The sequence below is a fragment of the Paenibacillus sp. JT31N17 genome (assembly GCF_056269255.1).
This window is the reverse complement of sequence record NZ_JBWDNP010000006.1, coordinates 311,929-338,685: the sequence shown is the minus strand read 5'-3', so window position 1 is coordinate 338,685 and position 26,757 is coordinate 311,929. Positions and strand designations below refer to the sequence as shown.

Genomic DNA, 26,757 nt, shown 5'->3' with positions numbered 1-26,757 from the left:
CCAGGTTAATGGCGCTTCAAGCACCCGCAATAAATAGAATTATGCCGCTTCTGTACTGAAAGTAAATAAAAGACAGCGGATGTCAACAGACGACAATAGCGGGCGCAGGCGGCGGTTGCTACAATTTAGTGAAGGAACACGCCGCACAATTTCATCACAGGCCTGTTTGCATTTTGTTGAGAGCGGCAGACCGTATTCGGGCCGGTCGCGGCGTCGCAGAGGGGGCGGCAGTTCGGAGTGATTGTCCTCTGTCGGGAACGGCGTTGCGCCCGCGCAGCCAACAAGCTGCCGACCGCTATGAGAGAAGGTGACTATACTGGTTAATCATAAATGGTTTGTCCCGGCGCTGCACATGGCAGAGGTGTTCCACTATGCGATTGAAGAGCCGGGTTTTCTGCCTGATGCGGTAGAACGCTATGCTGCCGAAGGTTACTACGGCGGATTGGAAATCGGAATTGTGAAAGATGGCGCTGCACGGCGGCGGATTGCGGATGCAGTCCGTACAGCCGGTTTGTCGCTTACGCAGTGGCTTACCCGTCTTATCACGGAGGAGCGGTTAAATTTGTCCGCCATCGATCCTGCAAAGAGAAGACAGGCGGTACGGCGCATCGCCGATTATCTGGAGTCGGCAGCCGAATCCGGCGCAACCCATATTGCCGTGGTCAGCGGGGAAGATCCCGGCGAGTCGCTCCGCGCGGAGGCGGGAGAGCGGCTCGCGGACAGCTTGAGCGAGCTCGGCGAGGCTGTCCGCCGCTATGAAGGAATGGGGCTGCTCATTGAGCCGCTGGACAGGGGGGCTCATAAAAACCGGCTGCTTGGACCGACAGAAGAGGCCGTCCTGCTGATGGATCGGCTTGGCGGCGTTCGCGGACCGGTCCGGCTGTCCTGGGATACCGCTCACGCTGCCCTGTGCGGCGAGGGGCTTGCCGATTCATGGCGGCTGGCTGCCCCGTATACGCCGCAGATTCATTTGGCGAATGCGGTACTTGACCGGCGCGATCCGGAATATGGTGATTACCATAGGCCTATTGGAGCACCGGGCTTTCTGGATACCCATTTTGCCTGCAGGTTGTTCCGTCAGGCGAAGGCCGCCGGACTGCTGGAGAGCGGCACGCTGCGCGTCGCTGTCGAAGTGCGCACGGAGACGGGAGATCCCTTTGCCGTCGAGCGCGCGGGAAGAGCGCTGCTGGAGTCGATACGGCAATCGCTGGAAGAGGAGGAGAGTGCGGCAGATGAAGGTTAACAAGCGGATATTGGCCGAGCTGCCGATGGTCTATGCAGTGCAGCGGATTGATCTACGGGGCGGGACGCATCTGCTCGCGGCAAGCGAGGACAAGCGGGAATGTCTGTTGTTCTCGCCGCCGGATTGGAACGCCTCGGCCGTCTGGCAGCGGCCGGGCGGGACGATGAATATGACCGCTTATCCCGGTCGGCCGGGCGAGCTTCTGGCGATACAGAAATTTTTTCCGATTTTCCAGTCGGAGCATGCTTGCGTTATCCATGCAAGTCAAGGTGCAGCCTTCGCAGAGCCATGGCAGGTGCAGGAGCTGTTCCCGCTGCCGTATGTGCACCGGATCGAGACGGTCCAGGCCGGTGGCGTGCCGTTCCTGATCGCTGCGACGCTGTGCGGGAGCAAGCGGCATCAGGAGGATTGGTCGTCGGCCGGTGCCATATACGCTGCGCGGTTCCCGGAGGAGGCAGGCGGGGAGTGGGAGCTTAAGCCGATTCTGACCGGACTTACGAAAAACCACGGCCTGCTGGTTGACCGGACGGATGGAACCGGGGCAGTTCTTGTTTCGGCCGAAGAGGGGCTGTTCCGCATTTCGGTTCCCTCGGAACCGAAGGGGGAATGGCTTGCAGAGCGGATGCTCGACCGTCCGGTGAGCGAGGCGGTACTGCTCGATCTGGACGGCGACGGGGAGCTGGAGCTTGCAGCGGTCGAGCCGTTCCACGGTGATCGTCTGGCCGTCTACAAGCGGCGGGCGGGACGTTGGGAGCCGATATTCGAGGGCGGCGTCAGCTTCGGGCATGTGATCCTTGAAGTGAAGGCAGCAGGGAAGACGGGGCTGCTTGTCGGGAACAGGAGCGGAAGCCGGTCTCTGGAAATCTGGCTTCCGGATTCCTATTGCGGAGAAGGGGAGCTTCGGTTCGGGAAATTCGTCGTCGACGAAGGAGTCGGGCCGACACAAGCGCTGGTTCTGGAAGACAAGGAAGGTCTGAAGATTTTATCGGCCAATCATTACAGAGGGGAAGTGGCGCTTTATGAAATCGAACTCGAATGAAAACCGCAGCGTGGCGGTAACGGATTACACGTATCCGGATCTTGCGCCGGAGAGGGCGATTCTTGAACCCTTGGGCTTCCGGTTTGTTACCGGACAGTGCAGGTCGGAGCGGGAGGTTGCGGAGCTCTGCCGGAACGCCGATGCCATTATGACACAGTACGCTCCGATAACCGCCGCAGTCATCTCGCAGCTGCAGTCCTGCAAAATCATTGTCCGTTACGGCATCGGAGTGGACAATGTTGATATTGATGCGGCAGCGGCAGCGGGAATTGCGGTCGTGAATGTCCCCGATTACGGGATAAGCGAGGTGGCGGACCATACCTTTGCCCTGCTGCTGTCGGCCGTGAGGAAAATTCCCGAGATTGTAGGCCAGGTCCGCAGCGGAATCTGGGACAACGCTCCTTGCAGGCCGATCGCCGGACTGTCCGGCAGGACCCTGGGCCTTGCCGGCTTCGGCAATATCGCCAGGGCGGTTGCCCGCCGGGCAATGGCCTTTGATCTGCAGGTCATCGCCTGCGATCCGTTCGTCCAGCCGGAAATATTCGCTCAATACGGCGTCCGCCGGGTGGAGTGGCTCCAGCTGCTGCAGGAGAGCGACCTGCTGTCCGTCCATTTGCCGCTTACGCCGGATACCCGTCATTTGCTGAACGAGACAGCCTTTACCCGGATGAAGCCTCACGCGCTATTAATCAATACTTCGCGCGGGGCGGTCATCGAGACGGATGCGCTTGTTCATGCGCTGCGCAGCGGCACAATCGCCGGTGCCGCGCTCGATGTTCTGGAAGAGGAGCCGATGCCGCCTGCACATCCGCTGCTCGGGATGAAGCAGTGCATCGTAACCAGCCACTGCGCCTGGTATTCAGAGGATTCGATGAACCGTCTTCAGCAATATGCGGCGATGGAGATCGGCCGTTTGTTCACCGGGGAGCTGCCGAGGCATATTGTGAACGGAATCGCCGTTTCGCTCCAGCAGCCGAGCGACACGCCGTGAACCCCGGCAGGGAGTCCGGGAAGAAATTTGCGACTCCTCATACCTGTAGAAATGACAAACATTGATGTGGAATTGCAATGGAGAAAGCGCTTCCCCGGATGATAAGATGACAATGACGGAAGACTGGCGAAGCCGTTTCTTCTGACCAATCAGCGAAGGAGGCTGCAGCAGTGGGAAAGGTACTGGTATTCGACCGGGAACGCTCCGTCCGGATCGATGAGTATGAGGAGAGGCCGCTTGGGCCGGGAGAGCTCAGACTGCGGACGCTTTATTCGGGGATCAGCGCAGGCACGCAGCTGACCGCCTATCGGGGGACGAATCCGATGGTCGGCGGCATATGGAACAGGGAGCTGCAGCTGTTCGAGAAGAGGCAGCCGGGCAGCACGTTCTATCCTGTTGTCGGCGGATGGGCTTACGAGGAAATCGGCGAGGTGGTCGAAGCGTCGCCCGATGTACAGGAGGTACGGGCCGGCGATCTCGTTTACGGGACATGGGGACACCGCAGCTCGCATGTCGTCACGGAGGCGTTTGCCCGCGAGCATCGCCTTGCTCCGGGTCTTAAGCCGATCATTGGCATATTTTCGCAGATGGGCTGCATTGCATTGAATGCCGTACTGGACGCCCATCTTCATGTCGGCGAGACGGTGGCGGTATTCGGCCAGGGCGTTCCCGGACAATTGGTCGCCCAGTTGGCCAGAAGAAGCGGTGCAGCAGTTATCGCGGTCGACCTGGACGATTACCGTCTGGCCAAATCCAGAGATCTGGGCGCCGACTATACCATCAACAGCGGTACCTGCGATGCTGCAAAGGAAATCAGAGCGCTCACAGGGGGCCGCGGCGCGGATGCCGTGATTGAAATCTCCGGCTCCCCGCATGCGTTGCACCAAGCTGTCCGTTCTGCGGTGTATAACGGACGCGTTGTGGCGGCGGGCTTCTATCAGGGGCAGGCGGAAGGGCTGTATCTCGGAGAGGAGTTTCATCATAACCGCATCCAGATCGTGTGCTCGCAGATCAATGCAGTAGCTCCTGAGCTTAGCAACCGCTGGAGCCGGATCCGGATGGAGCAGACGGTCTTCCGGCTGGCCGGTCAAGGCGAGCTGAATTTGGAGGGGCTCATTACCCGGATCATGCCGTTCAGCGTAGCTGCGGACGCTTATGCCATGCTTGACCGGCAGACGGAGAAGAATCTTCAAGTCGTGCTGAGCTTCGATGAATAGGCGGCAAAGCGCGGCTGAATCCGGGAGCCCTCAGCAGGGGCTGGAAGCAGGGAAGCCTTTGGCAAAAATCGACCCCTGGTTCTCTCTCGTGGAGAAAGCGGAGCTGAACATGCTGCAGTACGATATGCATAAGCGGCGCGAGCTGCAGCAGCGAAGCCGGATAATGCCGTTCTATATTGTATCGTATATCAAGTCCGGCGCCTCCAGACTGCATATGGAGGGCCGGGACTATTACGCCAATCCGGGTGATGTGCTGATCATTCCCGCGCATATGCCGCATGATCATGTCATGGACACGGGAGAAGAGACGGAATTTCTCTGGTGGCATTTCAATCTGAAGATAGCCGGGACGATTGATGCGCTGAGCGCCTTCCGGTTCCCCGTGTGCTTCCGGCTGCAGCAGCCGGAGCGATTCGAGCAGGTGTTCCACGAGTACCTGCGCTGCGCGACGTCTTACCGTTCGATCGCAGATGTGCTGATGAAGAGCGCGAAGGCGATGGAGCTCGTTGCCCTGATCATCGACGAGGCGCTGCGGCACCCTGACATGCAGCTCAAAAGCGCGTTCTCCGATGCGTTCGCCGACATACTGGCCGAGCTGCTGGACGAGTCCGCGTCCCGCTGCAGTCTGGCGGAGCTGGGCGAGCGCTATCATTTGCATCCGACGTATATCAGCAACCATTTCAAAAAAATGTTCGGAATCACGCCGATCCAGCTGCAGAAGCAGTTGACGCTGGACAAGGCAAAGAAGCTGCTTGAGACTGGAGGCTGCACCGTCAAGGAGGTCGGATTGCTGGTCGGTTATGAGGACATCGACGATTTCTCACGGTTCTTCAAGAGCAAGGTGGGGCTGTCGCCGCAGCAGTACCGTTTAAGGTATGACCGTGATGCCGGGAGGGGCTAGCAGTCTGTCCAGTCATCGTTTTCCGGCTTGCAGGGATAGGCTTAGGGAGATATTGGGTTGCGGCAAGATGACCGGCTATAACGGTTTTGTCGGTCTTGAATATTTCCGCAGGGAGACGGAGAGGCCGCTGTGCGCAAATTTCCGGAGGAATTCGGCTCTTTTATGCCGGCACGGGTATAACGCTTAAAAGCAATCAAGGAGGAGATGCATCATGTCGAAAAGGCTTATTGCAGCTGAACCGCGGGTGGCGGCGCTTCAACCCTATGACGAGCAGCCCATAGCACCTGACGAAGTCAAGGTCAAGCTGGATTTCGCTTCACCCAAGCACGGATCGGAGCTGGCGGATTTTCGGGGTGAAAGCCCGCATCTCAGAGAATATTACGATCCGGAGTGGCATGCCTTCATGCCCCGCACGCATGGTGAAGGTATGGTCAAGTACGGGGAGTGGAACCTCGGCAACCAGTGGGTGGGCACGATCAGGGAAGTCGGTTCCGCTGTGACTGGTTATCAGATCGGCGAGAGGGTATGCGGTTATGGCGGTATCCGGGAGACACACAATGTAAAAGCCGTGGACAACTTTTATTTGTTGAAAATGAACGAGAGCATGTCATGGCAAAATGCGGTTTGCCTCGATCCGTCCATCTTCGCCCTTGGCGCCATCCGCGACGGCGGTCTGCGGCTTGGCGACCGGGTCGCTGTCTTTGGTCTCGGCGCTATCGGGCAAATCGCCGCGCAGATGGCGAGGCTCGCGGGCGCCTCCTATGTGGCGGTGGTCGACCCCATTGCGGAACGCAGAGAGGTCGCGCTCCGCAGCGGGGCGGACCGCGCATTCGATCCGGCTGCCGAAGATGTCGGACTGCGTCTGAAGGAGGACACGAACCGGCTGGGCGTGGATGTCATCATCGAGACGAGCGCAAGCGAAGCTGCGCTTCAGCATGTGCTGCGCGGGTTGGCTTACGGGGGCACGATCGCTTTTACCGGGTGGGCAAGAGCCTTTCGCGGCGGGCTTGATCTGGGGCGGGAAGCGCATTTCAACAATGCTAAAATCGTATTTTCCAGAGCATGCAGCGAGCCGAATCCCGACCACCCCCGATGGAGCTTCAGAAGGATCGAGCAGACCTGCTGGGAAATGCTGTCCAGCGGCATTTTGAATTGCGAACCGATTATTCATCCGGTCGTTCCGTTCGAAGAAAGCGCAGAGGCGTACGAGAACTATGTGGATCGCCATCCCGAGCGCAGCATCAAGCTTGGCATCCGATTCTAGCAGGAGAGGAGAAAACGGCCATGAAATCGCTGGACAGCATCTACCGGCTGCAATCCGGAATCCGCACCAGGCGGATATCCAGCTATGACCGCAGCGGCGGCAACCGGGATTCCGTCCCGATCGCCGCCGGGGAGACGAAGGAAATCGCCAGGATCGAAGGGGCGGGGATTATCCGCCATATCTGGATCACCGTCAGCGCGAAGGATCCGATGATCCGCCGCAATGCGGTTATCCGCATGTATTGGGATGGCGAAAGGAAGCCGAGCGTCGAATCGCCCCTTGGCGATTTTTTCGGCCAGGGCTGGGGCGAGAACTACTCCTTCATCTCGCTGCCACTGGCCGCCGCTCCGCAGAAGGGAAAGGCGCTGAACTGCTATTTTCCGATGCCGTTTGGCAGTGGAGCCCTCATTACGGTGGAGAATGAATCGGAGGAGGCGATAGACTCCTTCTATTATTACGTGGATTATGAAGAGCATGACAGGCTTCCCGATGACGCCGGCCGGTTTCATGCCCAGTGGAGGCGGGAGCTGACGGAGGTTCACGGGGATGACGGCGAGAACGAGGGGCTTGAATTAAAGCCGCAGATGCCCAACAAGAGCGATGCCAACAATTACATGTTTGCCGATATTGAGGGCAAGGGACATTTTGTCGGGCTTAATTATTATGTGGATAATCCGAGTCCGATGTGGTACGGCGAAGGTGACGATATGTGGATGATCGATGGGGAGGAGTGGCCCGGGTCCATGCACGGCACGGGAACAGAGGATTTCTTCAACAGCTCCTGGTGCCCGGATGAGCTGTATCTCCACCCGTATTTCGGTTACGCGAGAGTGACGGATCAGACGGGCTTTCTTGGCCGCACCCATTGCTACCGGTTTATGCTGGAGGACCCCGTATACTTTGAAAAATCGCTGCGCGCGAGCATCGAGCACGGACATGCCAACGTGCTTACTCTGGATCTGGCTACTGTCGCCTATTGGTACCAGAATGAACCGCACAAGCCGTTTCCGAAGCTGCCGGATAAAGGGGAGCGGCAGAATATGCCGGTGCTCAATCTTCATGATATCCATTACTGGCGGCAGGAATACCGCAGCGCATTCGGCGGCGGAGCGAAGCTGTGGGGCGACGAGTGGCGGAAGAACCGCCGCTAGTCCAGTGGATCACGCTGCTGTCGGCGGCAATGTCAACATAAAGCATCGCATGCCAATAAGCTCTTATAGAATCGCTCCGCAGATGAAGTCTATAATGTGGGTGAGCTTCAAAGACCGGCAAAAACCAGGCTGTGCATGCGGAAATGTCTCCGATACTCACAAGTTTTATAGGCGTGCTGGCTGCTTGCCGCTTGCCGAGGAAGCTGCTGAACAGCCTTGTTACCCTGCTTGTTAAACTCGGGGGTGCTAAGGTCGCAGGCTGAGGCTTCCGAAGCAGCCTTCTTTCAGTAAGCTTGCGGTTTACGCTTCTACGGAGGGTTTCCGCCTGCTCCGCCCGTTGATCACCGAACCTTTAAAAGAGACGGAGGAACAAACGACATGCAGGTCATTTCCGAAAATAAATGGACCAAAGCAGGAAAATGGGGATATGCCGGACCGTGGTACGGCGAGCTGACCGCGGGCGGCAATTCTGTGCGGGATCGGCTGCAGATGCTGAAGCGGTGCGATCTGGAGGTATTCTCCATCGGGCTTGAGGAGCTGTCCGGCCTTCCGGAGGCAGACAGGCAGTTTGTCCGGGATTTCCTGGACGAGAATGGCATGGAGCTGGCTGTGCATACGGGCTACCCGTATATCACCGCAGACAAGGAAGAGATTCATGCGGGCAACGAACGTATATTAAAAGGGCTTGCCGGTCTGGCAGGGCTAAGAAGGCCGGCTATAGTCATGACCGGGGCGCGCTACACGAGCAGGTTCGACCGCCGGATTCCGCTTGCCTCGGCACTGGAGCGGCTGTCGGCGGCCATAGCTCCGCTCGCTGCCGGCTGCCGGGAGCTCGGAACCCGGCTCGGCATCGAAAATCACGGCGATTTCTACTGCTCCGACCTCGTTCAGGTATGCCGCGAGACACCGGAGCTTTATTTGATTCTGGACACCGGCAACACCTTTCTCATTGGTGAACGTCCCCTGGAGGCTTTCCGGGAGGCTGCCCCCTGCGTCATCGGCACGCATTTCAAGGATCACAAGGTTCGCCCGATGCTCAAGGCCCGGCCGCTTCACTTCGAGGTTGGACCGTCGGCGCTCGGCGAAGGGGATGTGCCGCTGCAGGAGTGCTATGACCTGCTGCTCCGGCATGCGCCGTTTCCCGAAGAGCTGATTATGGAAATCGAAATGATCTGTCCGGACAACGAACCGCCGGATGCTTGCCTGGAGAAATCTCTTGCCTACATTCGCACATTGGATGGTGACCGGTCATGACAGAGCGTAACAAGCTGCTGCGGGCGGTTGTCGTAGGCTGCAATATGGGCCGCAATCAGGCGGCGGCGCTTGCCGCATCGCCCGAATATGAGCTGGCAGCGGTCTGTGATTTGAACGGAGAAACGGCCAGCCAGGTATCTGCTAAGAGCGGAAATCCGGCCGTATACACCGATTATGAGAAGATGTTGGCTGAGGTTCGGCCGGAGGCGGTCGTCATTGCCACGCCGAACATTACGCATGCGCCTTTCGCACTGATGGCTGCCGAAGCAGGCGCACGCGGTATTTACTGCGAGAAGCCGATGGCGACGAATCTCGGCGATGCCCGCCGGATGGTCCAGTTATGCGGGGAACGGGGAGTCACCTTGGTCGTCGGACATCAGCGGCGGATGAGCGCGGTATACGGGAAGATGCGCGAGCTTGTCGACGGAGGCGCAATTGGGGATCTCCGGCTCATCCGCGGCTCATGCGCCGGAGATCTGCTCTCCGACGGCTCGCACACCGTTGATTCGATGCTATATCTGCTCCATGACCGTGCGGTCCGCTGGGCCTTCGGGCAAATCTGCCGCAAACCGGGTGTGTCGCCTGAGATGGCAGCCGCCCAGCGGTATGCCTTCACAGGCAGACGATATGGCCACGCCGTGGAGAGCGGGGCGATCGCCCACTTTGAATTCGAAGGCGGCATCCGTGGGGAGCTTATGACCGGAGATATGCAGCTGCCGGGCGGAGGCTACCAGGACATCGAGATCATCGGCAGCACCGGAAGATTGTGGCGGCGCGGAGACCGCAGCGACCCGCCGCTGCTGATTACAGATTCAGCGGCAGGCGGGTGGCGGGCCGTTCCGGTTGAGGAGGAATCGAATGCAGCCGTCTTTGCCGGCGTGTTCGGTGCGATGGCTGACTCGATCCGCAGCGGGTCGCCTCATCCTATGGATGGTGCAATCGCCCTGCGCGGCCTTGAGATGCTGATTGCGGTATTCGAATCTGCCCGGCTCCGTTCGTCTATTGAATTTCCGCTGACGCAGGAAGCTTTTCCCCTGGAACTGATGATTGCCGCAGGACAGCTCTAATCGAAACAAGGAGGAATGACGTATGACGATCGCATGTTCCACTTCGATCCGCTGCGGCAGTCCGGCGGAAACGGCGCTGGGCACAATCCGGCAGTTGGGCTTCACCTATATCGATCTGCTTGCCATTGACGGCTGGGCTCATGTCAATCCAAGCGATCTGGCCTCTGACTGGGAGGGGACGTTTCACCGTCTGGATCATCTGCTGTCTGCGAATGAGCTGATCCCGCTAGCCCTCAACACGGGTACGAGTCCGCAGCTGCATGACCGTTCCGAAGCGGCAGGCGCCAAACGGAACGGGGAGCTTGCGGCGCTGCTCAGGCTGATGAATGCCTATGGGGTGCAAATCGCGGCCATTCAGCCGCGCAGCGCCGACCGCACACGACCTTGGGAGGACGTGCTGGCGGACTGCGTGGCTACGCTTCGGGAGTATGATGCTGCCTCCCGGGTCGCAGAGGTGACATTTGCGCTTGAGCTGCATATTAACAGCCCGTTCGAGACGCTTGATCAGGCCAGAGCGCTGCTGGCGGCCATGCCGGAGGTTCGGCTGGTTTATGATCCGAGCCATTTCGTCATGCAGGGCATCGATATCCGCGAAACGGAATGGCTGATGGATCACGCCGTTCATGTGCATCTGCGGGACGCCGCGCGCGACCGGATGCAGACGCATCTCGGAGAGGGAGACGTCGATTTTGATTGGATGCTTGGGGCGCTGGCGCGCCGCGGCTACAAGGGCCATTTCTCCATTGAATATCTGGAATCGGGCGATATGGATATTCTGGACGATGTAATTGGCGTCAGGGATAAGATTCATCAATATTTTCCGGAATTACCGGCAAATCCGGATTCAAGGCGGTGAATGGGCGAATGTTGGGCGTATCGGAGAACAAACGGTTTTTTGTGCATGCAGACGGCACGCCGTTTATTTATGCGGGCGGCACAGCCTGGGAGCTATTTCATCGGCTGAACAGGGAGGACGCCGCATTCTATCTGGAGAAGCGCAGCGCCCAGCGCTTTACCGTCATTCAGGCTGTCCTTCTCGCCGAACTCGGCGGGCTGGCCGAGCCTAACGCCTACGGAGACGTTCCGCTTCGTCAGGACGAGTCCGGGGCATACGATCCGTCCGCGCCGGCCGTCAATCCAGGCGGAAGCGATTATTGGCAGCATGTTGATTATATCGTGCAGAAGGCGTCTTCCCTGGGTCTTGTCATAGAGTTCTGCATCAGCATCAGAATCGGCGGGCAGCAGTCGCAGAATCGGCAGATCAAGTTCTGCATCAATCTCAAGATTATTCATATTTGGAGGGATAACTATGCAGCAGTCGAGGCAATGGCGCGGGAGATGGATCTGGCGCGAAGGTCTTCCGCGAACTGACAATGGGAATGAGCTGGTATATTTCAGGCGTTCGTTCATGGTGCCGGAAACCGGCTGCAGGCTCGCGGTTCATCTGACCGCAGACAGCCGGTACCGGCTGTATCTGAACGGCCGGCAGGTGCTGATCGGACCGGCCAAGGGCGACGATCACGTCCACTATTATGAATCGGCGGATCTCTCGGATTATCTCTTGACAGGTCTTAACGTACTTGCGATATGCGTACTTCATTATGCCCCTGGAGGTCCGCTGTCGGGTCCAACTGCGATCCGCAGGTCGGCCTGGGGCGGATTTCTGCTGGATGGCGAACTGCTGGCTCCCGGCGGGGATGAAGTAGAGTCGCTTGCCAGCGACGAGAAGTGGAAATGCCTCAAGGATGCGAGCTACCGGCTTGGCTACGAATCGTATATGTCCGCGATCTGGCTCGGCGGAATCGAACGGATCGACGGCGGCCTTGTGCCTCATGGCTGGCAGGAAGCCGATTATGACGACAGCGCCTGGCAGAGTGCGGCTGCCTTTATGGATACGCGCAGCGATTTTGGCATTCTTACGCCATGGCAGCTTGAGCCCAGATCGATCCCGCCGATGTTCGAACGGGAGACGGCGTTCAAGGGCGTGAAGCGCTCGGGCGGAGAAGGGGGACCTGCGTTTGAGCGGGCGGCGGTCAGCTTTTTCACGGATGCCGGTTCTGACACTCCGGCGCTTGTCATCGAACCCCTTAGCCGGGTCTGGGTGGAGCTCGCTGCAGGAGAGCTTACAACGGGATTCCTGCGCGCGGAATGGACGGGCGGCGGGGGAAGCCGTCTGCGTATCCTCTGCTCGGAATGCTACGAGAAGCCAGCCGCCGGGAACGGGCGCAGAGGCAAGGGCATCCGGGACGACAGCTCGGATGGAATGGAACTGCTTGGCGACTCGGATCAATATATCGTGTCGGGCCACACTCAGCCCGAAGCTCCCGTACGGGAGAGCTATGAGCCATTCTGGTTCCGGACGTTCCGCTATGTGAGGCTTGAGATCGAGACAGGCGCCGAGCCCATGCACCTGCATCGTTTTTACTACCGGGAAACGGGTTATCCGCTGGAAGCCAAGACCACGTTCCGCTGCTCGGATGCGCGGCTTGCGCCGTTATGGACCATCAGTCTCAACACGCTGGCGAGAAGCATGCATGAAACCTATGAGGACTGCCCGTATTATGAGCAGCTTCAGTATACGATGGACACAAGGCTGGAAATGCTGTTCCATTTCAGTGTCAGCGCAGACCAACGGCTCGGCCGCAAGGCGATCCGTCACTTTCACAATTCCCGTCTGCCCTCGGGAATCCTCCAGTGCCGTTATCCTTCGGCCGAGCCCCAGGTGATTCCCGGATTTTCCGTTTACTGGATTCTGATGCTGCATGATCATTATTTGTATTTTGGAGATGAGGAATTGCTGCGGGAATGCCGTGCCACGGCAGACGGCGTTCTGGAATGGTTTCATGGCAGGCTGACGCCAGATGGCCTTGTCGGTCAATCCCCGCCGGAGTATTGGGCTTATGTCGATTGGGTGGAGAATTGGCCGTTCGGTGTTCCTCCGGCAGCGCAGCAGGGACCGGCAGTCATATACAGCCTGATGTACATCGTGGCGCTCCGCAAAGCGGCTGAGCTGATGGCTTGGTCAGGCCGTGAAGGGTTATCGCGGGAATACTTGGAGAAGGCGGAGCTTGTAAAAGAAGCCGTACGGGAATTGTGCTGGTCGCCGGAGAGGCAGCTGTTCCGGGATGGCCCCGGGGTGGAGCAGTACAGCCAGCATGCCCAGATGTGGGCGGTGCTCGCCGGGGTCTGTGCCAAAGAAGAGGCCGGACAGCTGATGGAGCGCGCCCTGGGCGATTCGAGTCTTGCCAAAGCCTCCTACTCCATGGCGTTCTTCCTGTTCCGCGCTTTATCGGAGGCGGGGCGCTACGATCTGGCCTATCCGCTCTGGAAGGATTGGCAGCGGATGGTTGATAATAATATGACGACCTGGGCAGAGGACCCGGTCGGCCAGCGGAGCGACTGTCATGGATGGGGAGCCGTGCCGCTCTATGAATTTCCCTCCGAGATCCTGGGAGTGAAACCGTCCGCTCCTGGCTACAGCGCTATAACGATAGCGCCGAAGCCGGGGGAATTGTCATGGGCGCAAGGCAGCGTGGCAACTCCCCGCGGTATGGTTGAAACGGGGTGGACGGTCGCTGACGGTGTTTTTCGTATGACCGTCGAAGGGCCGCCCGGCATTCCCGTTCTGCTGACCCTGCCGGATGGAACGCAGCGCCATTTTCAATCGGCGCAAGGAATCGCCGCCGAATGTCCCATGGCCGATGCCGTCTCTCCTGCATAGGCAGAGCGCCGGTTATCCTCAAGCATCAGATTGAAATAATAAGCCTATTGGCAGATCGGAGCATGGCATGAAGCTCTGATCTGCCATTATTTTTTGACCGGCCAGAAGCGCGGAATTAGACATTATTGACTTCCATTCTCTTCCGTTTACTTTTGTAAACAAAGGTCAGGTCATGTCAATACATTCATATTTATCAATACCGAAACCTTCGTTATGATGGGGCTGTAAGAGAAAATGAACATGAAAAAGGGAGGTTGCGCAACAATGAAGCCCATAAAGCAGCTAATGCTTCTGTCATGTGTGCTGATTCTCGTATTGGTAAGCGCATGCGCCAAATCCAATGCGCCGGCAAACGGCGGAGGAAACGGAAACGCAGGCAGCACGGAAGAAGCAGTGAACGATGAAGCATCCGGCAATGCCGGGCAGGAAGCTGTAACCGACATCAACGCGAAATACGACCCGCCGATTACCATCTCGCTAGTAAGAGACCAGGATCCGTCGATCACCTTCAAGGAAGGCGAGGATTTTAACAACAACAACTGGACCAAGGCATACCTAGACGAGCTCGGAATTGTAACGAAATTCGACTGGATCGTTCCCAGCGACCAGTATGATGCGAAATTGAATATTGCAATCGCTTCCAATAATTTGCCGGATATCTTCCGAGTCAATGCCTCGCAGCTCAAGCAGCTTGTCGATGCCGGCCTGCTGGAGGACCTCACGGATGTCTACGACACATACGGCTCGGAACTGACGAAAAAGGCGATCGAGCTGGGACCGCTGGCCAAGGCCTCCGCTACCTTCGACGGCAAGCTGATGGCGATCCCGCCGGATGAGAGCGGTTACGATGGCGGATTATCGCTCATGTGGCTGCGTTCCGATTGGCTCAAGAAGCTCAATCTGGAGGTTCCGAAAACCTGGGACGATCTGGAGAAGGTGATGGATGCCTTCGTCAATCAGGATCCGGACGGAAACGGGAAGAAGGATACCTACGGACTGGCTTTGAATAAAGATTTGTACAATCAGGGCATTGGCGATTTGAATGGCGTATTCAACGCATTCGGCGCCTATCTGAATATCTGGATCGAGGGCAAGGACGGCAAGCTTGAATACAGCTCCATCCAGCCGGAGGTCAGAACGGCGCTCGCGAAACTGCAGGAGATGTTCAAGAAAGGCTTGATCGATCCCGAGTTCGGCGTCAAGGACACCGGCAAGGTCGGGGAGGATTTTGCCAATAACAGGATCGGCGTGGAGTTTGGGGCGCTGTGGAATTCCCTCTTCCCGCTGCAGGACACCATTACCAAAAATCCTGATTCCGACTGGATCGCGGCAGGAGATGTGACGGCAACGGGGAGTCCCGTGAAGTATACCGCCGACCTGAATTTCGACAGTTATATGGTCGCCAAGAAAGGGATAAAGCATCCCGAGGCGCTGATCAAGCTACTGAATTTTGCCAATGACAAATTATATAGCGGCAATGCGGATCCGAAGGTATTCCACACGGAGATTGTCGGGGATAAAGAATACGCCCACTTCAAGGAAAATGTTGTTCCTGTCGGAGGAAGCAATCCGATCGGCGGCAACTTCGGACACTTCAAAAAAGTAACAGCGGCATTGACTGCCAATGATCCGGCCGGGCTTAACCCGGAGCAAAAAGGGTACTATGACAAAATCGTGGCCTTCAATGGCGGCGACCGTACCACCTGGGGCACGGCGCGCGTATTCGGTCCGGAAAGCTCCTATACGGTTATTGAAGATATCCTCAGCAACAAGGACCAGAATCTGATGTTCACCAAGTTCTATGGAGCGCCAACGGAAGCGATGGCAATGAAGCGTCCTACGCTCGAGAAGATGCAGCTGGAGACATTCACGAAAATCATTTTCGGCTCGCCGATCGAAGAATTCGATAAATTTGTCGTCAACTGGAAGAAGCTGGGCGGCGACCAAATGACGCAGGAGGTCAATGACTGGTACGCCGCACAGTCCAAATAGCGTGAATAAGCAACATTTAAGAAGAAGAATGATAGTGTCATTCCTATCTTTCTTCTTCTTTCTCATGACGAAAGTTTAAAGATTGGAGGATAACCCGGATGAAGAAGATCAACAGCCATCTGCCCTATCATTTCATGCTCCTTCCCGGTGTCATTATCGTACTCATTTACAGCTATGGTCCGATGTTCGGCGTCATTATGGCCTTTCAGAATTTTATACCGGCAAGGGGCTTCACCGGCTCGGAATGGGTTGGTCTTGGCAATTTCAAATATGTGCTGGAGATGCCCGATACGTTGACGGTGTTGTGGAATACGATTTATATTTCGCTGATGAAAATCGTTGCCGGTCTCTTCGTTCCGATCATCATTGCGCTCTTGCTGAACGAGGTCAGCAAGAATCTGATCAAGCGCGGAATTCAGACACTCATCTATTTGCCGCATTTTCTGTCATGGATCATCCTCGGCGGAATACTGATCGACGTTCTCTCTCCATCTACCGGCATTATCAATCAGGTGCTCGGCACGCTTGGCTTGAAGCCCATATATTTTCTGGGAAATAACGCATGGTTTCCTTACACGGTTGTCTTCACCGACCTGTGGAAGGAATTCGGATTCGCTACCATTGTCTATCTGGCCGCATTGACCTCGATCAATCCGGTACTCTACGAAGCGGCCATCGTGGATGGGGCAAACCGCTGGCGGCAGACGCGGCATGTCACTCTGCCCGGCATGGTGCCGATTATTGTCCTGCTTACTACGCTCAGTCTCGGCAATGTGCTGAATGCGGGGTTCGATCAAATTTTCAACTTATATTCGCCCCAGGTATACGAAAGCGGGGATATCGTCGATACGATGGTCTACCGGCTCGGTCTTGTGGATGCGCAGTTCGGACCGGCGGCTGCCGTCGGATTGTTCAAATCGGCCGTTTCGCTGCTGTTCATCTCCATATCCTACATGCTCGCCTATCGGCTGGCCAATTATCGTATCTTCTAGGGGGTGCTTCCTGTGAACTATCAATTGACGGCGGGCAGAAGAGTGTTCAATCTGCTTAACTATACCTTTCTGATTGTATTGTCTCTATTATGCGTACTTCCGCTGGTTCACGTATTGGCCATCTCGCTCAGCGATAAAACGGCTGCCTCGACAGGCGAGGTCGTGCTGTGGCCTGTGGGTTTTACCTGGCAAGCCTACAGCTACGTGCTGGGCAAGCCGGAATTTATGCGCGCATTCTGGATTGCTATAGAACGGGTGGCGCTTGGGACAGCCATCAATATGTTTCTGACTATTCTGCTGGCCTATCCGCTCTCCAAAGAGAGCCGGGTTTTCAAGTACCGGACGGCATATGCCTGGTTCTTCGTCGTTACGATTCTGTTCAGCGGAGGTCTAATTCCGACTTATATGATCGTGAACGAAACCCGGCTGCTGGATACGATATGGGCGCTTATTATTCCGGGCGCGGTGCCGGTATTCAATGTGATCCTGCTGCTCAATTTCTTCCGGGGGCTGCCAAGGGAGCTGGAGGAGGCGGCATTCGTAGATGGGGCGAGACCGTGGACGGTGCTGTGGCAGCTGTTTGTCCCCCTGTCGACGCCGGCGCTTGCGACGATTACGCTGTTTACGATTGTCGGGCATTGGAATTCCTGGTTTGACGGCTTGATCTATATCAACAATCCCGAGCATTATCCGCTTCAAAGCTACCTGCAGACCGTCATTATCAAGACCGACCTGCTCATGCAGTCGGCCTCCGATCTCAATTCGCTGGCCAAAGTATCGGAGCGAACGTCGAAGGCGGCGCAAATTTTTATGGGGGCGCTGCCGATCCTGATTGTCTATCCGTTCCTCCAGCGGTATTTCGTCAAAGGCATCGTACTGGGCAGTGTGAAGGAATAGCAAAGAGGGGAACTGCGGCGCAGGACTGATCATTTTTTTCCATGATATAATGTTGGGAATGGAAGGGAATGATCCGAAAGGAAGTCGATTGATTTGCCCCGTCTGCGATTAATCAAGCCTCCAATCTTCGTGAAGCTGGTGCTTGCATTCCTGCTTGTCATTATTCCGCTTTATACGATCAGCATCTATCTCAATAATTGGGGAGCATCCAGCGTCAGGGACGAGATTTCAAGCTCTATGAAAGCACGGGTTCATTTTTACATTCAATCGCTGTATGTGGAATTCGACCGGATTCAAAAGCTCCAGCAGGAGTTTATCAACGACGATGATTTGCGGATGCTCAGCGTAGCCAGCTCGATCATGACCGATCTGGAGCGGACTGAGGCAACAATCCGTCTGGAAAACCGGCTGCGCCTGATCAAAAATTCAAGCCGCTACATTACGAGCATGAATGCTTTCGTACCGGAGCTGGGCAAGACGATCGATTCCCAGAATCAATACAATTCGGCCAGCCAGGAGGAGCTTCAGCCGCTCATTGACGCTGCAAGCCGCACCGAATCACCGATCATTCCTTGGAAGGACAAGGTGTATATTTGCCAGAGGTATCCCGATATCGGTTATCCGGAAGCGCTTACCTTCTTTCTGAATCTGGAGCTGTCCAAGCAGGAGATTCAGCGCGAGCTGGAGCAGTTCATCAGCTTCAAGGACGAGAAGGCCGTGCTGTTCGGCAGCGGATTCGAATGGGAGGTTACCAATTCGACGGACCAGGAGCTAATGCAGCATTTGCAAGAAATCGTAGAGCATCTCGTGCAGAAGGGCGATTCGGGTACGCAGATGGACAGCTTTGCCTATAACGGCGAGCGCTATATCCTGACGCTGGAACACTCGGCTGCCTTCGATATTACGCTGCTCATGTTTATGCCGGAGGAAAATGTGCTCGGTCCTCTAAAAACCTACAATGTCTGGTTCTGGATCTTGTCGATCTTCTCGCTGGTTATTGTTATCCTCTTCTCGTTCTGGATCTACCGGATCATCCACCGCCCGCTGAAGCAGCTGGTCCGCACCTTCCGAAAGGTGGAGAAGGGCAATTTGGATGTGCAGCTGAAGCCGACCAGCAATGACGAGTTTGAGTATCTGTACCTGCAGTTTAATTCCATGCTGAGCCAGCTGAAAATTCTGATTGAGGAAGTGTACGAGGAGAAGATCCGCTCGCAGAAGGCGGAGCTGAAACAGCTGCAGGCGCAGATCAATCCGCATTTTCTATATAATACGTTCTTCATTTTGAACCGGATGGTCAAGGTGGAGGATTATCCCAAGCTCAGGCCGTTCACCAGGCATCTGGGCAATTATTTCAAATTCATTACCCGCAATGCCTCTGACGAAGTACCGCTCCGGGAAGAGATTGAGTTTGTGAAATCCTATCTGGAAATTCAGAAGATCCGGTTCGAGGATCGGATCCGCGTCGAGCTGGCGGAGCTTCCGGAAGCGTATGAACAGGCGCTGGTGCCCAGATTGACACTGCAGCCGATTATTGAAAATTCCTTTAAATACGGATTGGAGAGCGTCGCTTCGGGTGGCCTGCTCCGTATTTCATTCGAGCTTCAGGGAAAATTGTTCGTTATTATCGTTGAGGACAACGGCAGCGGGATGAGCGATGAGGAGATCTGGACGCTGAGCCGCAAGCTGTCCGATCCGCCGCCCCAGCTGGAAAGTACAGGAGTCATCAATGTGCACAAACGGCTGCAGCTGAAGTATGGTCCTGAAAGCGGGATCGCCATTATGACAAGCGGCAAGCTCGGCGGTTTGAAGGTTTGTTTGTTCATTCCGGCAGGAGAGGATTGTTGACATGTATCGAATGCTTATTGTGGATGATGAGCCGTATATCGTGGCAGGCCTCAAAGAACTGTTCGAGGAGGCGGAGGAGCCGGAGCTGGATATTTACTGCGCGCACTCGGCGATGGAGGCGCTGGAGCGGCTGGAGCAGACGAGGATCGATATCGTCCTGAGCGATATCCGCATGCCGGGTATGTCAGGACTTGTGCTGCTTCAGCATATCCGAAGCAAGTGGCCAGCCTGTAAGGTGATTTTTCTATCGGGGCACAACGAATTCTCCTATGTCCAGGAGGCGATCCGCCACGGCAGCGCGGGGTATTTGCTGAAGGCGGATGATGAAGAGGATATTTTGAAAACTGTGATGAAGGTTATTGATGAGCTTGCGGGCGAACAGCAAATGCAAATTCTGATCGACAAGGCCAAGGAGCAAATGCATAAGGCGCTTCCGGTGCTGCAGAAAAATTATTTGATCGGCCAGACCGGAGGGGAGGCAGCGGGCTCCCCGAACCGTCAAAAGCAGTTCGAGGAGCTTGAGCTCCCGCTGGAAGCAAATCGGAAGCTGACATTGGTTGTCGGCAGAGTGGACCATTGGGGGGATGGCTTCACCCCAATGGACAAGGAGCTGCTGCTGTATGCCGTCCAGAATATTGCTTACGAGGTGATCAGTCACGCCGCGGTCACGGTGCCCGTCGTATACGACCGTTCCCGTTTCTTCTGGATCATTCAGGAGCATGAGGCACAAGAGGAAAGAGAAAACCATTCCTCGCGCTTTGTCCACGAGTCGCTGGACTTTATTCAGAGCCAGTGCCGTCTTCTGCTCAAGCTGCCGGTCTCCTTGGCGGCTACGCTTGAGCCGTTCACATGGCATGAGCTGCCGGAGAAATACGGCCACTTGAACCGGCTGCTGATCCGCGGTCTCGGCCAGGGGGATGAAATGCTGCTGTACGAGGAAGCGAGAAACACATGCAGCGATGAAGAGGCGGGAGCAGGGGAGCACACCCGGGAAGCAGCAGCCCATCGCCGGCACGCCGGGCTGAATCAGCTGAACACGTTGCTGGAGAGCGGCAATCGGGAGCAGTTCGGGCTGCTTCTGAGCGGCATTGCCGAACGTACGGCTGGCCGACCCTACGGGGAGATTCAAGAAACCTATTACACGGTTGCGACAATGATTTTGACACAGATCAATCGTTGGGATGTTTATGAGGAAGTTGCCGCGCAGTTGCCGATGAACGCCCTGCTGTCGCTGAACAGTCATGTTTCATGGCTGGAGGCGGGCAGGTTTCTTCAACAGGCGGCGGAGATCCTGTTCGGGCTGCTGGAGAAGGACAAGTCCGACAAAAGCAATGAGGTCGTGGAACGGCTGCACCGGTATATTATGAGCCACATTGCTGACGATCTGTCGCTGGCACGGCTGGCGGATGTCGCCGGATTGAATTCAAGCTATCTGTGCAGACTTTATAAACAACTGACAGGCATCGGTCTATCCGATTATATTACGGATGTGAAGCTTGCGGCAGCAAAGTCGCTGCTCAGAGAATCCAATCTCAAAATCAGCGAGGTCGCAGCGCGTATAGGCCTCGATTCAGGTTATTTTTCCAGGTATTTCAAAAAAATTACTTTGTTGACTCCCCAGGAGTATCGGGAAAAGGTAACGAAATAATACCATAAATGGAATAGTTGATTTTTATGCATCTCTTTCAAAGAAGCTATATGGCTAAGCCCGTATAGCTTCATTTTTTAACTATTTACGCACTGGAAAGGGTGGATAGAATTGATTTCGGTCAGTTTATGAATGATCATGCGTTTCGGTTCATTTTATGACAGTTTAGGTGATGCTGATTCAATGGGGAACGGGAAAAAGAAAGGACCGCGCTTGGTCCTCCCTTTTTGTACTTTTGTCATCTTTAGCGCAAAATGGTTTCTTCCGTCAAACGTCTGTTTTTGACATGCATTTTCAAGGTTATGCCGTGAATTCGAGATGCGCTATCTCAGCATTGGCTGCCAGCATCTATTGCTCGAGAAACTGTAAAATGCATGTAACCCTGCCAAGCAATAACTAATATAATGTCAATTAAGGATTAGTGTTTGCACAGATACTCGGCGTATTGTAATGGCCGTTTATAAACTACTTGTTGTTTACGGATTCCATTATATAGATTCTTTTGCGGTTTTCCGTTTACTTCAATTATCCATGCATGGCCGTCGTTATCTAACGCAAAATCTACGCTAAGCTCACCCATATGATAATTAGTTTCTGTATCTATTATTTCTGCTGTTCTTAAACTATTATTAAATATTGAGAGAACGATCGCATTTACTTTTTTGGGCGGATACAAACATTTGAGCACTTCTTGCGTTAAACAAGCCTTTTCGTAAAGGCTTGTATTATAACTACCTGTTGAAGCAATCCGACTGACAAGATTCGTAACAGACCATAAACCTTTTTCATTTTTTTGTACAAGCGCACGGATATCGAAAATTTGGTTATTTATTTGTTGAATATTGATACCTTTTTGAATGATATAGGGAGTAGAGCCAATAAGCTTATGAACATGTTCTTGAAATTGAATGAAATCTCTGACAATCATTCGAGGTGTAAAAAAATTGTAACCGATATAGATTTCTTCTGAATTCTTCCACTCCACACGGTACACTCCCTTACCTTTATGTCCGTAAGTGGGCTTAAGATATAAAATTTTATGTTTATCTAAAAATTGAACAACGTCCTCGTTATTGTAGTTAACGGTTTCCGGTAAATATTCAACAAGCCATCTGCTTTGTTTATTATAAATCTCAAGTTTGTTGAACTGACTGATATGGTTGAAACATTTATTTTTGCCGATTACTGCTCCTAAACGTTCGATCACCTCTTGATCTTCACCGTAGCAGCGATTATACACAACTTGGGGAAATGAAAATCTACCATTCACCCATCTTCCGTTAGAACGGTAAAGTCCAACCACACTCTCCTTATTCCAATTTATGGATAGTGGGGTGAAACAAAATAATTTTAAATTAGCTGTATTGTATTGAAGATACTGCCTAAGAACGTGCTTCCTTTGGATTTGGTTTTCAACCAAAATTCCTATAAAATCGTTTTCTTTGTTCACAATTTACCTCCGTTTCATTAAAAAACTCATAAAAATAGGATATGTAAAGATGCAAAAACTGTGTGGACAACAATACAGTTCCAAAAAAAATTTTGGATAGATAACGCACTAAATTTTATCATTAGGAATACGTTGTTTTGAGTACAATGGGTTACTGCAGGACTATCTTAGCCCTTAGTCCTCAAAACAACAAAAATTATAAGGAGTGTGTTAATTAAAATGGGTAGATTAGTAGGTGCCGCGGGTCCTCCTGGTCCACAAGGCCCTCCAGGCCCTCCGGGCCAACAAGGCCCACAAGGTCTGCAAGGTCTGCAAGGTCTGCAAGGCCTGCAAGGTCCGCAAGGCCCGCAAGGCCCGCAAGGCCCTGCTGCAGTAACGTCCTTTGCCTTCCTCTGCAGTACGGTTGATCAAACGGTTGCGGCAGCACCAGCTCCAGGCGGGCAAGGCGGAGCTGTTACTTTTAATAACTCAGTAATTAATTCAACAGGAATTTCGTTCACTTCGCCCTCAAGTATTAATATTTTACAAAGTGGATTTTATCATATTAGCTGGGAAGTCTTTCCTACACCGGGCAACTCCGCATTCGGATTGTTCTTTGATCCAGACGCTGGCGGACTTGCTCCGGCATCTTTGGTACTTTGCAGCAATTATGGTACAGGTGCAGGAAACAATCCTTATCAAGGTCAAGTTATTGCCCAATTAACAGCCGGAGGTACTTTGACATTAAACCGAATTGATAATATGGGCGCTCTAACCTTGCAAGCAAGCATTGGCGGAGGTACGCCTACTGTTAGTGCATCAATCGTAATTGAAAAATTAACATAAAAATTATGTTTCTCAAAATGATACCTCTTCCAGCCCCTGAAAAGGGGCTTTTTATTCGTCTTATGGTAGTCAAGGAGATGCGATTGAGAGAGGGGAATGGGAAGGAGCATAATGGTCCTTCTTTAAACTAAAAGTTCAGTTCGGAAAAAACGAAACCCTACTGGCTTCGTGAACTGTGACCCGGTTTGTGGATGGTTATAATAAACAGCCTTAAGCTTAACTAGCAAGCAATTCGTCTGGGGTCATCTTTTTTAATGTCCATGGAGAGAATGTCTCGCTCGTCCGCCACCATGCGGAGCTGAAAGCTTCTCTCCGACAGAAAGCCATCTGTAGTAGCAGCTAGAACTTACATCCGCAAGCTCACACAGATAGCGCTTCTGCTTAGCAGAAAGGTGGAGAGCTTCGTATAATATTGAAGCCGCGTCTCGATGATGTGCGCCGTCTGTTCGACGACGTAATTCAGCATCCCCGTGCTCTACTTTCTTCGCAAAACCGTTTTCGATTAAATTTGGAAATATCTTTATCTTAGTAGCGAGCTGATCTGTTACACTTTGCTTAGCAGGGAGCGTACGCCATTGAATATTAAGGCGGTGGCGAATACGATCACGGCTATGATGCCTACCGTGTCTAGCAGAGGTTCCAAGCTTGGCAGCAATTCCGATACAGGGATGTAAATTAGGCTAAAACCACCAATGATACCGCCCAGGTAGTTAAGAAACTTAGACATAGTGTTTCCCTCCCTCTAGTGATAGTACACAGCTTATGCATGAAAGATTGATAGTGTACTAGACAAAAAGTATATTGTCGTGGGGATAGGTGCAGTTTACTATTCGCTTATTGACAGGATTTCACCCTTGTTAGAAATGTATGATGGTATTTAAGTGACCACTTCATAGACCTGGACAACATGAAGGTGTGTGGAAATTGGCAACTTGAAGGCGTGTCCATGGAAATGTTTCGCTATTTTGGCGGCAGCGGCAGGGGGGAGGATACACCCAAAGCAAGCAGACTTAGCCGGCCTTTAAAATGCATGGAAAACCAGACTATCGGCCCGATGGCCTTTCCAGGATCATAAACGAGCCAGTAGCTGCATACTTGCTTCCGCACAATGATAAGGGCGGCACTTTTGTGCCGCCCTTATCGATCCACAATAGCAGCCAACCGAATACAGGTAATCGTCCTTTTCTTATGCCTCCCGTGTTTCAGACGGAATTGCATGTATGGATTACCAAGGAAGCGTGTTTTCCAGGAAGAAGAAGGAGCCTGTTGGACCATCCTCAGGTAATGTTGCCGCCATTATGCTCGTACGGCTGCCTTCCACTTCATCAATATCCGCTGCACCTCCACCAATTCTGGTGCTAACCCAACCCGGATGAATGGAATTAACTTTAATCGGTGTGCCCCTGAGTTCCGCTGCCAAATGTATGGTGAAGGCGTTGAGCGCTGCTTTGGATGCGTTATACGCAAAGGTCTTCACGGAATAAAGGGGTGAGTCAGGATTGGCCTGCAGGGAGAGTGATCCCAATATGCTGGACAGGTTGACGATACGTCCGGCATCAGATTTGCGAATCAGCGGCAAAAGAATCTGTGTCAGATCAATTTGAGCAAAGAAGTTGGCATCAAATGTGTCCCGCAAAACCTTCGAAGACAGGGTACTTGTCCGGTTGATAACCTCGATGGACACACTTTCCTGATCCAGCAGAACCCCTGCATTGTTAATCAGGATATCCAGCTTGCCATAGTTCTCATTCAAGTATTGATAAGCTGCCACATTATCTTCATGCACAGTGACATCGAGTTTAATACTTTCGACTTTGAACCCTTCTTGTTTAAATTGTTGAGCGGCTTCCATCCCTTTTTGAGCATCACGCGCACCGATTACTACCGCAGCTCCTAATTGAGCCAGACCGCGAACCGTTTCCAATCCAATTCCCCGGGCTCCGCCCGTTACCAATGCCACTTTACCGTTTAAATCCTGTGTTGTTGTCATATCTAAATCGTCTCCTTTAATATGAATATTATGTGGGTGGGGGTGAAATGTCTTGACGAGAATGCTTACGGGAACGATCATTCTCTTATGCTTAAAAAAATATGGTTTACTTTTTTAAAATCTTCATAAATATGGCAGCTCTATCGTAAAGCTTTTCTTTGCTGATCGATGTCCGTGCCAGTACTCTTAGTCCCAATAGCGTATTTTGCATGGACGCCGCCAGATCTTGGGCATCATAATCCGTTGAGAATTCATCGTTCTGCTGTCCCCACTGAATAATAGATGCGAGCAGCTGTTCTTCCTTTGCAAAGCCCGTAATGGCCTTGGCATCAGTAACAGCGTCACGCGCGCCCAGCTCAACTGCTGCATTTACAAACAGACATCCCGTAGGGGGATTGGCGGATTCATCGATGGTGTACTTGAAAACGAAACGTACAGCTTGATCAGCTGTTTCAGCTTGTTTAATTCCTGTCTCAAGATTTTTGTCCATAATTTCTCCATAACGGTCCATAGCCTTGAGAAACAATGCGTGTTTGTCGCTGAAGGTATCATACAGGCTTCTTCTATGAATTCCCATATGTTCAACAAGATCAGCCATGGATGTTTTTTCGTAGCCCTGTTCCCAGAAAAGCTGCATGGCCTTATGAAGAACTGCATTCTCGTCATATTCTTTGCTTCTTGCCATTCAAGTTCACCTCCCTAAGCGATCTTATCATTACGGGAACGATTAGTAAAGAATGATTTTAAAATGACTGGTATGAATCTTGACATAACAATTTGATGTAACTATAATGGTTACAACGGTGGTGATTACCTTGAAACAAATTAGCACGCGTTTTTCGATGGCTGTTCATATTCTTTCCCTGATTGCTGTCAATGTGAACGAATTGACCGGGGACTACATTGCAGGCAGTGTGAATACAAATCCTGTGGTAATCCGAAGAATTATGGGGATGTTAAAAAAGGCGGGGCTAGTGGAAATACGTCCTGGGGTAGGTGGCGCTTCTCTACTTAAAGCGCCTGAGGAAATTACGCTTCTTGATATTTATCGCGCTGTAAATGTGATTGAAGATAACCAATTATTCCGTGTTCATGAAGAACCGAATATACGATGCCAAGTCGGCCGGAATATCGAGACGGTTCTCCGAGCCGAATTGTATGAGGCTCAATCCGCTATGGAACAGAGGTTGGCACAAACGACATTGAGTCAACTCACTTCAAGATTCACTTAAATGAGAGCTCCCATAAGAGTTTTTATTTAAATATAAGA

Annotated in this window: 22 protein-coding genes; 19 read left to right on the top strand and 3 right to left on the bottom strand. The window is 53.5% G+C overall.

Annotated elements, in window-relative coordinates; genetic code table 11:
• The first annotated feature begins 307 nt into the window (after positions 1 to 307).
• The 17 genes from AC0YOB_RS21140 to AC0YOB_RS21060 all read left to right on the top strand — a co-directional run bounded on the left by AC0YOB_RS21140 (position 308) and on the right by AC0YOB_RS21060 (position 21,222).
• On the top strand, positions 308 to 1,243 hold the full coding sequence (locus AC0YOB_RS21140) for a sugar phosphate isomerase/epimerase family protein (RefSeq protein WP_475794445.1): 936 nt from the start codon (positions 308 to 310) through the stop codon (positions 1,241 to 1,243).
• Positions 1,233 to 2,282 (top strand): hypothetical protein, encoded by a 1,050-nt coding sequence (locus AC0YOB_RS21135; RefSeq protein ID WP_475794444.1) that lies wholly within the window; start codon positions 1,233 to 1,235, stop codon positions 2,280 to 2,282. Before AC0YOB_RS21140 ends, AC0YOB_RS21135 begins: the two co-directional genes overlap by 11 nt.
• Positions 2,263 to 3,273, top strand: a complete 1,011-nt coding sequence (locus AC0YOB_RS21130) for a C-terminal binding protein (protein ID WP_475794443.1) — start codon at positions 2,263 to 2,265, stop codon at positions 3,271 to 3,273. The genes AC0YOB_RS21135 and AC0YOB_RS21130 overlap by 20 nt, the downstream gene beginning before the upstream one ends.
• Before the next feature lie 170 nt (positions 3,274 to 3,443).
• The gene (locus AC0YOB_RS21125) at positions 3,444 to 4,490 is read left to right on the top strand and encodes a zinc-dependent alcohol dehydrogenase (RefSeq protein WP_475794442.1); all 1,047 of its coding nucleotides are present in this window, start codon (positions 3,444 to 3,446) and stop codon (positions 4,488 to 4,490) included.
• 58 nt (positions 4,491 to 4,548) lie between these two features.
• A complete protein-coding gene (locus AC0YOB_RS21120) occupies positions 4,549 to 5,391 on the top strand; it encodes a helix-turn-helix domain-containing protein (protein WP_475794441.1) in 843 nt (280 codons plus the stop codon).
• Between the two features lie 211 nt (positions 5,392 to 5,602).
• Positions 5,603 to 6,655, top strand: coding sequence for a zinc-dependent alcohol dehydrogenase (locus tag AC0YOB_RS21115; protein WP_475794440.1), 1,053 nt, complete (start codon positions 5,603 to 5,605; stop codon positions 6,653 to 6,655).
• A gap of 20 nt (positions 6,656 to 6,675) precedes the next feature.
• Entirely contained in the window at positions 6,676 to 7,806 is a 1,131-nt protein-coding gene (locus AC0YOB_RS21110; RefSeq protein WP_475794439.1) for a glycoside hydrolase family 172 protein, read from the top strand.
• A gap of 378 nt (positions 7,807 to 8,184) precedes the next feature.
• Positions 8,185 to 9,060, top strand: a complete 876-nt coding sequence (locus AC0YOB_RS21105) for a sugar phosphate isomerase/epimerase family protein (RefSeq protein ID WP_475794438.1) — start codon at positions 8,185 to 8,187, stop codon at positions 9,058 to 9,060.
• Positions 9,057 to 10,127 (top strand): Gfo/Idh/MocA family protein, encoded by a 1,071-nt coding sequence (locus AC0YOB_RS21100; protein ID WP_475794437.1) that lies wholly within the window; start codon positions 9,057 to 9,059, stop codon positions 10,125 to 10,127. Before AC0YOB_RS21105 ends, AC0YOB_RS21100 begins: the two co-directional genes overlap by 4 nt.
• A gap of 22 nt (positions 10,128 to 10,149) precedes the next feature.
• Complete coding sequence (locus AC0YOB_RS21095; protein ID WP_475794436.1) at positions 10,150 to 10,983, top strand: sugar phosphate isomerase/epimerase family protein; 834 nt, start codon at positions 10,150 to 10,152, stop codon at positions 10,981 to 10,983.
• An 8-nt stretch (positions 10,984 to 10,991) separates the two neighbouring features.
• Positions 10,992 to 11,498 carry an apiosidase-like domain-containing protein gene (locus tag AC0YOB_RS21090; protein ID WP_475794435.1) on the top strand — a complete coding sequence of 169 codons (507 nt, stop codon included), beginning with the start codon at positions 10,992 to 10,994 and terminating at the stop codon, positions 11,496 to 11,498.
• A complete protein-coding gene (locus tag AC0YOB_RS21085; RefSeq protein WP_475794434.1) occupies positions 11,437 to 13,848 on the top strand; it encodes an alpha-L-rhamnosidase-related protein in 2,412 nt (803 codons plus the stop codon). The genes AC0YOB_RS21090 and AC0YOB_RS21085 overlap by 62 nt, the downstream gene beginning before the upstream one ends.
• A 264-nt stretch (positions 13,849 to 14,112) precedes the next feature.
• A complete protein-coding gene (locus AC0YOB_RS21080; RefSeq protein ID WP_475794433.1) occupies positions 14,113 to 15,840 on the top strand; it encodes an extracellular solute-binding protein in 1,728 nt (575 codons plus the stop codon).
• Between the two features lie 98 nt (positions 15,841 to 15,938).
• The gene (locus AC0YOB_RS21075; RefSeq protein WP_475794432.1) at positions 15,939 to 16,832 is read left to right on the top strand and encodes an ABC transporter permease; all 894 of its coding nucleotides are present in this window, start codon (positions 15,939 to 15,941) and stop codon (positions 16,830 to 16,832) included.
• Positions 16,833 to 16,844: 12 nt separating this feature from the next.
• Positions 16,845 to 17,729 (top strand): carbohydrate ABC transporter permease, encoded by an 885-nt coding sequence (locus AC0YOB_RS21070; RefSeq protein ID WP_475794431.1) that lies wholly within the window; start codon positions 16,845 to 16,847, stop codon positions 17,727 to 17,729.
• 93 nt (positions 17,730 to 17,822) lie between these two features.
• Positions 17,823 to 19,574, top strand: coding sequence for a sensor histidine kinase (locus AC0YOB_RS21065; RefSeq protein ID WP_475794430.1), 1,752 nt, complete (start codon positions 17,823 to 17,825; stop codon positions 19,572 to 19,574).
• 1 nt (position 19,575) lies between these two features.
• Complete coding sequence (locus AC0YOB_RS21060) at positions 19,576 to 21,222, top strand: response regulator (RefSeq protein WP_475794429.1); 1,647 nt, start codon at positions 19,576 to 19,578, stop codon at positions 21,220 to 21,222.
• 418 nt (positions 21,223 to 21,640) lie between these two features.
• Here the strand turns inward: AC0YOB_RS21060 and AC0YOB_RS21055 are convergent, their stop codons facing one another.
• Positions 21,641 to 22,672 (bottom strand): YheC/YheD family endospore coat-associated protein, encoded by a 1,032-nt coding sequence (locus tag AC0YOB_RS21055; RefSeq protein ID WP_475794428.1) that lies wholly within the window; start codon positions 22,670 to 22,672, stop codon positions 21,641 to 21,643.
• Between the two features lie 219 nt (positions 22,673 to 22,891).
• Between AC0YOB_RS21055 and AC0YOB_RS21050 the strand changes: the two genes are divergently transcribed.
• Positions 22,892 to 23,497, top strand: coding sequence for a collagen-like protein (locus tag AC0YOB_RS21050; RefSeq protein WP_475794427.1), 606 nt, complete (start codon positions 22,892 to 22,894; stop codon positions 23,495 to 23,497).
• Between the two features lie 1,225 nt (positions 23,498 to 24,722).
• Here the strand turns inward: AC0YOB_RS21050 and AC0YOB_RS21045 are convergent.
• A complete protein-coding gene (locus AC0YOB_RS21045; RefSeq protein ID WP_475794426.1) occupies positions 24,723 to 25,487 on the bottom strand; it encodes an SDR family NAD(P)-dependent oxidoreductase in 765 nt (254 codons plus the stop codon).
• 106 nt (positions 25,488 to 25,593) lie between these two features.
• Entirely contained in the window at positions 25,594 to 26,172 is a 579-nt protein-coding gene (locus AC0YOB_RS21040; RefSeq protein ID WP_475794425.1) for a TetR/AcrR family transcriptional regulator, read from the bottom strand.
• Positions 26,173 to 26,302: 130 nt separating this feature from the next.
• Here AC0YOB_RS21040 and AC0YOB_RS21035 point away from each other — a divergent pair, with 130 nt between their 5' ends.
• Complete coding sequence (locus AC0YOB_RS21035; RefSeq protein WP_210038084.1) at positions 26,303 to 26,719, top strand: Rrf2 family transcriptional regulator; 417 nt, start codon at positions 26,303 to 26,305, stop codon at positions 26,717 to 26,719.
• Positions 26,720 to 26,757 lie beyond the last annotated feature (38 nt).

Bases quoted from the DNA above. Each gene is read 5' to 3' on its own strand.
- AC0YOB_RS21095 (WP_475794436.1), top strand. From the start codon at position 10,150: ATGACGATCGCATGTTCCACTTCGATCCGCTGCGGCAGTCCGGCGGAA.
- AC0YOB_RS21075 (WP_475794432.1), top strand. From the start codon at position 15,939: ATGAAGAAGATCAACAGCCATCTGCCCTATCATTTCATGCTCCTTCCC.
- AC0YOB_RS21090 (WP_475794435.1), top strand. From the start codon at position 10,992: ATGTTGGGCGTATCGGAGAACAAACGGTTTTTTGTGCATGCAGACGGC.
- AC0YOB_RS21050 (WP_475794427.1), top strand. From the start codon at position 22,892: ATGGGTAGATTAGTAGGTGCCGCGGGTCCTCCTGGTCCACAAGGCCCT.
- AC0YOB_RS21045 (WP_475794426.1), bottom strand. From the start codon at position 25,487: ATGACAACAACACAGGATTTAAACGGTAAAGTGGCATTGGTAACGGGC.
- AC0YOB_RS21135 (WP_475794444.1), top strand. From the start codon at position 1,233: ATGAAGGTTAACAAGCGGATATTGGCCGAGCTGCCGATGGTCTATGCA.
- AC0YOB_RS21130 (WP_475794443.1), top strand. From the start codon at position 2,263: ATGAAATCGAACTCGAATGAAAACCGCAGCGTGGCGGTAACGGATTAC.
- AC0YOB_RS21040 (WP_475794425.1), bottom strand. From the start codon at position 26,172: ATGGCAAGAAGCAAAGAATATGACGAGAATGCAGTTCTTCATAAGGCC.
- AC0YOB_RS21080 (WP_475794433.1), top strand. From the start codon at position 14,113: ATGAAGCCCATAAAGCAGCTAATGCTTCTGTCATGTGTGCTGATTCTC.
- AC0YOB_RS21085 (WP_475794434.1), top strand. From the start codon at position 11,437: ATGCAGCAGTCGAGGCAATGGCGCGGGAGATGGATCTGGCGCGAAGGT.
- AC0YOB_RS21110 (WP_475794439.1), top strand. From the start codon at position 6,676: ATGAAATCGCTGGACAGCATCTACCGGCTGCAATCCGGAATCCGCACC.
- AC0YOB_RS21115 (WP_475794440.1), top strand. From the start codon at position 5,603: ATGTCGAAAAGGCTTATTGCAGCTGAACCGCGGGTGGCGGCGCTTCAA.
- AC0YOB_RS21100 (WP_475794437.1), top strand. From the start codon at position 9,057: ATGACAGAGCGTAACAAGCTGCTGCGGGCGGTTGTCGTAGGCTGCAAT.
- AC0YOB_RS21105 (WP_475794438.1), top strand. From the start codon at position 8,185: ATGCAGGTCATTTCCGAAAATAAATGGACCAAAGCAGGAAAATGGGGA.
- AC0YOB_RS21060 (WP_475794429.1), top strand. From the start codon at position 19,576: ATGTATCGAATGCTTATTGTGGATGATGAGCCGTATATCGTGGCAGGC.